The 4,957-nt window shown below is 31.6% G+C and carries 7 protein-coding genes; all 7 read right to left on the bottom strand.

All coding sequences use genetic code 11. The annotated features are described in order from the left end of the window. Positions 1 to 305: hypothetical protein (locus CI949_RS16780; RefSeq protein WP_290768449.1), on the bottom strand; the 305-nt coding region annotated here is incomplete at its 3' end. 187 nt (positions 306 to 492) lie between these two features. Further along, entirely contained in the window at positions 493 to 792 is a 300-nt protein-coding gene (locus CI949_RS16775) for a hypothetical protein (protein ID WP_290768446.1), read from the bottom strand. Positions 793 to 804: 12 nt separating this feature from the next. Next, entirely contained in the window at positions 805 to 1,716 is a 912-nt protein-coding gene (locus CI949_RS16770) for an SDR family oxidoreductase (RefSeq protein ID WP_149796733.1), read from the bottom strand. 83 nt (positions 1,717 to 1,799) lie between these two features. Further along, positions 1,800 to 3,167: a sugar transferase gene (locus CI949_RS16765; RefSeq protein WP_149796734.1), complete on the bottom strand. Its 1,368-nt coding sequence runs from the start codon at positions 3,165 to 3,167 to the stop codon at positions 1,800 to 1,802. Between the two features lie 176 nt (positions 3,168 to 3,343). After that, positions 3,344 to 3,688: a hypothetical protein gene (locus CI949_RS16760; protein WP_290768442.1), complete on the bottom strand. Its 345-nt coding sequence runs from the start codon at positions 3,686 to 3,688 to the stop codon at positions 3,344 to 3,346. Between the two features lie 32 nt (positions 3,689 to 3,720). Beyond that, positions 3,721 to 4,491 (bottom strand): ImmA/IrrE family metallo-endopeptidase, encoded by a 771-nt coding sequence (locus CI949_RS16755; RefSeq protein ID WP_114458445.1) that lies wholly within the window; start codon positions 4,489 to 4,491, stop codon positions 3,721 to 3,723. 2 nt (positions 4,492 to 4,493) lie between these two features. Then, positions 4,494 to 4,844 (bottom strand): helix-turn-helix domain-containing protein, encoded by a 351-nt coding sequence (locus CI949_RS16750; RefSeq protein ID WP_290768436.1) that lies wholly within the window; start codon positions 4,842 to 4,844, stop codon positions 4,494 to 4,496. Between the last annotated feature and the right edge of the window lie 113 nt (positions 4,845 to 4,957).

The raw sequence follows: 4,957 nt of genomic DNA, 5'->3' as shown, positions 1-4,957 counted from the left end.
ACTTCTCTCAGATAAGGATCACCAGTTTCTTTGAGGTAGGAAAGTGATTTTTCTAAAATATCAAAGATATCATCATTAAAATTATTTATTTGATAGAGTCTATCCCGCAGACTATCCATTTTTCTTTTTGTATCTGCCAACCTGTCTTCGAAAGCAAATGCCTCATTTTGAAAATAGCTCTGCCTGAGTTTAAATTCCATAAAGCTTTTAGTTTTTAAACTCATTGTTTCAATTGCTGATTTAATATTTAAGATTTTATCAGAAAGATCTCTTTTTTCCTCACTTTGAGCTTTAATAAAATCCAACCAGAAATTAAGTTCTCTCTCTTTTATTTTGATAAGTTATATTTATTGGTCAGTATAATTTTTTCTGCATTTTAGTGAAAGTTTTCTCAAGTTTATTTATTATTATTATTAGCAGCTGGTACGTTTTTCGCTTGACTAAAGCAAATAGATAATTTAAAAGACAATTTAGTCATCTGTAAAATAATAACTATAAATCCTGATAACATTCCTTACAGAGTTGCCCGATTCCCTTTACAAAGTAATCTCTTGTCTCAACTTCCTGACTGGATTTAATCTTAGTCTTCTTACCACAGAGAACACAGTTTTCAAATCCAGCAGAAATTGATTTTTCCTTTTCACCTGGATTAATATCATAAATTTTAATCCCCAGATCAGATAATACTTTTTTTACTAAAGCATAACTAATTCCATTGTTTTTAGCATACTCTTTTAACTGATCTCTGGTCAAATATCCCTGCTGCTGCAATTTATCTTTTAAATAGGTCATTATCTTCACCCTTTATTTTGAATAATACCCAACTGTCTGCTCTAACCCATCTTTAAAATCATAACCAGGAGTCCAGCCTAATTGTTCTTTAGCCTTTCCATTTGCCAGAGAGGAATGCAAAATATCACCTTTACGGGCTTCCTGATAAATAGCTTTTATCTCATAGGGTAAAATCTGATTTAAATGATCTACCAGATCATTAACACTATCTCTACTCTGGGTGCTGATATTAACCAGAATATTATCTCCATTATCTAAAGCAAGCAGATTGGCCTTTACAATATCATAGACATGAACAAAGTCTCTGGTCTGCTGACCATCACCAAAAATTACCGGCCTCTCTTCAGCCAGCATCTTATCGACAAAAATTGAAACAACTCCACCTTCTCCTTTTGGATCCTGTCGGGGCCCATAGACATTAGCATAGCGGAAAATAGTATATTTAAGTTCATAGAGCTCATTGTACATTTTTATGTAATGCTCAGGAGTATGTTTGCTAATACCATAGGGTGACATTGCTTTGATTGGATGTTCTTCATCTACAGGCAGATAATCTGGTTCTCCATAGACAGCTGCAGAAGAGGCATAAATGATTTTCTTCACCTTGTATGCTCTACAGCACTCTAAGAGATTAATAGTACCTAAAATATTGTTTTGAGCATCAAAAAGAGGATCATTTATTGAATGCTGAACATCTATCTGAGCTGCATGGTGAATAACATGGCTAATTTCATTTTCTTTAAAAACTTCCTTTAATTTCTGATCTCTAAGATCTAAGTTATAAAACTCAGCCTGGTCATTTAAATTTTCTTTTTTACCTGTGCTTAAATTATCAACTACTATTACCTGATGACCTGCCTCAATTAAGCCATCTACTATATTGGAGCCGATAAAACCTGCTCCTCCGGTGACTAATACTTCCATTTATATTCAACTCCCTTGATCTGAGTAGTAAAATACCCGCTGCTGCAGAATATTAGCACCGGGTAATTAAATATCTAACTTTTTTAATTTGCCTTATGCCCCATAAAAATAACTTTTAGAGTTTCTAATAAGATCTTTAAGTCAAAGACAAATGACCGCTTATTGGCATATAAGAGGTCCATCCTTAGTTTATCTTCGGCATCTGTATCATAAAACCCATAAACCTGGGCTAAACCGGTAATCCCTGTTTTTATAAAGTGGCGGTATTTATAATGTGGTATTTCTTTTTCAAACTGCCCCACAAAGTGTGGCCTTTCCGGTCTCGGGCCAACCAGGCTCATATCTCCTTTTAAAACATTGAGCAGCTGTGGAATCTCATCGATTCTGGTCTTTCTTAAAAACTTACCTATTTTAGTTACTCTGCTGTCATTTTTTTGCGCCAGGACAGGTCCTGTATTTTTCTCGGCATTATTAACCATTGTCCTGAATTTATAGACTTCAAATTTTTCTCCCCGGCGGCTGACCCGCTCCTGCGTAAAAAAGAGAGGTCCTCTGCTTTCCAGTTTTACTGCAATAGCCGCCGGCAGAGTTAAGGGCAAACTCAAAATCAGACCAATTGAAGCGAGAAAAATATCTGTTAAACGCTTAAAGAAAAACCCTATAGAATTGTGAGGTGGAACAATCTCAAAAACCGGCATTTCTCCAATCTGCTCCAATCTGGAACCGAATAGCATAATCTCATAAAATTCAGGTACCAGCGAAACTTCCCAGTCTTTCTCTAAAGCTGCATAAAAGGCATCTTTTTTTTCAGCTTCATTTAAATTGGAAGCTACAAATATTATATCTGCCTCTATCTCCATTAATTTTTCTTCTAGATTATTTAAATCAGTGGATAAATTAAAATCTACAAAATCTAAATCTTTAAGATAATCAGGATCATCTATTATTACATCTTTTATGTTATAACTTTTATGCATCGAATGAACTATGTTTTTAATCAATTTAGCCGTATTTTCTCCCCGACCAACAACAATAATCTCTTCTTTTTTAGAAATCAGGCGCTCTAAGGCAATTGTTAAATAACGCCAACTAACCATAATTACAAAAAGGGCAGGAAAAGACATTAAATAAACTGAGCGCGGAAAGGCTAAAGAATGAGTTAGATAAGTAACTGCACCTGTAAATAGGACAATGATAAAGGTTGCGGGGATAAAGGTATAGAATACTTCATCTAATCTTCTTTTTAACTGATTGCTGTAGAGGTTATACATCTGGAATAAAAGCACAGAAAATATTGAAGTGTATGGAATGATATTTAAATAGTCATTGTAGTTTTGAGCTGGTATTCCCCCAATGAAACGCAGTTTAAAAGCCAGCAAAAAAGCTAAATTAACGAAAATAACATCCCCGATAATGCGGATAGTGTTTATAATTAATTCCTTAGTTTTCATAATATCCCCCTGTTTGTAAAGCAATAGCTAGCAAAAAAATTGCATCTGTATTTATCTTTTATTATACTTTAAATAACAAGGTAATTCAATGGATTCGACAAAAATAGCGGTTGTGAAATGAAAAACTCCCACCATAATTTTTAAATATTAGTGAGAGTAACAATCTAAAGTAATATTTAATTCGACAAAGTTCTAAATAAATCGGGTGGTACATTTTTCGCTTGACAATAGCAATCACTAAGATTATCACTACATACTGTTCCAGAAAAAATTTCAGCGATAGTTAATACTGCAGCTTCTCCTTTTGCCTGATATTCTCCATTGTCTTTAAACCTTCTTTCAAGTTTAGCAAATCTTCTAATCTCATTTAGCTTAGTAATTTGATAAATTTTAAATACTTTTTCTTCAATCATTTTTGTTAATTCAGTATAAAGTTCAGATTTTAAAGTAGCTTCTTCAAGTACATGGGTTGGAATAATTATGTTATCTTTAATATAATAAAGGAAGTAAATAAAGTCCATCAGCAGAATAAAGATTGCCTAGAACACAGTTATCAATAATCAAAGGAGGATTCTTCAACAATATCCTCGACCTCCTCCTTTACCAGTATGTCTTTGATTGATAAACCAACATCAGCTAAATATTCTTTATAAGCATTTTCTGTTATTTTATTTTGTTCATAATTGTCATTTAATATTTCAAGATAACTCTGAGGTATATAAATATCATTTGTAGGAAGAATTAACTCTCTAGAATATCCAAGTTTAGCAAAGGTAGAATTTAAATGAATATTAGAAAACTCATTATATTGATCTTCATCTATTAATTCTAAAACTTTTAATCTAACCAACATCGCTTTAAAACTAACTTTAAAATAATTTTGCGCTTTAATAATTTTATTGATATTAATTACTTGATCACCAACAATATTAAAAAATTTATATATTCCATCTTCAGGCATTAAAAAATGAACAGCAAAATAATCAGCTAGAGTTTCACTTTCATTCCTTTGATTTTTAAACTTAAAAGTATCACAAATAGTCCCGTTTAATTCTTTATCAAAATAATAATGATAAATTTCATGAGCAGCTGAAAAATGCTGTCGCCCCAGAGTATGGGCACTGTTTATAAAAAATAAATAGTTGTTTTTATAATGGAGAAAATAAGCAGATATTGAAGAGTTGTTTAAAGGTTTTTTGGTTAATAAAATATTTAATGATTCAATTAGTTCAAAAATATTAGTAACCGGTTCTTTAAAAAATCCAAGTTTTTCTCTTATTTGATTAGCTCGTATTTTGGCTTTTTGCTCTAATAAATTGGGCATAATTAATCACCTGCTTTCATTATTTCCTGAAGATCATTGAAATTAAATAATAATTTTTTTGTCCAGTTTATATTTTCTTTTTCTTTATCGTTAAGACCATCAGTTCTAAAAGCAATAGATATTTCCTCAAACTCCTCCGGTTCCTCTAAAAAATACATTAAAGAATAACCATAAAGATCAGCCAATTTTTTTAGTAATAAAGAATCAATTTTTTTCTGTCCTCTTTCAATGTTAGAAATAGTTACTCTATTAATACCCGTCAATTCTTCAACTTCTGACTGTGTAAAAGCAGATGACTCACGAGCCTCTTTAAGCCTTTTTCCAATTTCAGTAAAAGTTAATTTGGAAGTCAATATACCCACCCCTTTGTTTTATATTATTACATTATCATTTTATTATAGTTTAATTGTAGCATTATAGTTACAAAATTACAACATTTTTTTATAATATTTTGTAGAATATTTAT

The organism is Halanaerobium sp., assembly GCF_003070835.1.
Note: the sequence above shows the minus strand (reverse complement) of the source record. Positions and strands in the feature narration are given on the sequence as shown.

Coding starts and splice junctions, on each gene's coding strand:
- CI949_RS16760 (WP_290768442.1), bottom strand. CDS start 3,688: ATGGACTTTATTTACTTCCTTTATTATATTAAAGATAACATAATTATT.
- CI949_RS16775 (WP_290768446.1), bottom strand. CDS start 792: ATGACCTATTTAAAAGATAAATTGCAGCAGCAGGGATATTTGACCAGA.
- CI949_RS16755 (WP_114458445.1), bottom strand. CDS start 4,491: ATGCCCAATTTATTAGAGCAAAAAGCCAAAATACGAGCTAATCAAATA.
- CI949_RS16770 (WP_149796733.1), bottom strand. CDS start 1,716: ATGGAAGTATTAGTCACCGGAGGAGCAGGTTTTATCGGCTCCAATATA.
- CI949_RS16765 (WP_149796734.1), bottom strand. CDS start 3,167: ATGAAAACTAAGGAATTAATTATAAACACTATCCGCATTATCGGGGAT.